Below are 281 nucleotides of genomic sequence, written 5' to 3' on the forward strand. Positions count from 1 at the left end.
CACTATACCAGCGCGTTAGCCGAAGACACTAAAAAGCCGTATTTTTACTTAGGGAATGAGCTCAATAACTTGACCGATACTATTGAAACCATGAAGCATCGATTAGAGAATAGAGCTTATGTTAGCGACTATGTGCATACGCTGACTCATGAACTCAAAAGTCCATTGACGGCTATTCGTGCTAGTAGCGAGTTGTTAGAGGATGAAAGGTTAGATGGGGATGATCGGCAGATGCTTAGTCAAGCTATCGGTGAGCAAAGCATCAAGATGCAGCAACTCAT

At 43.1% G+C, this 281-nt stretch carries 1 protein-coding gene; it reads left to right on the forward strand.

Annotated features, from left to right (window positions below):
* On the forward strand, positions 1–281 hold a 281-nt coding region (locus tag AAEY75_RS14700; protein ID WP_352259981.1), incomplete at both ends, for a histidine kinase dimerization/phospho-acceptor domain-containing protein.

Source organism: Psychrobacter sp. TB55-MNA-CIBAN-0194, assembly GCF_040309505.1.
GTDB classification, from domain to species: domain Bacteria; phylum Pseudomonadota; class Gammaproteobacteria; order Pseudomonadales; family Moraxellaceae; genus Psychrobacter; species Psychrobacter fozii.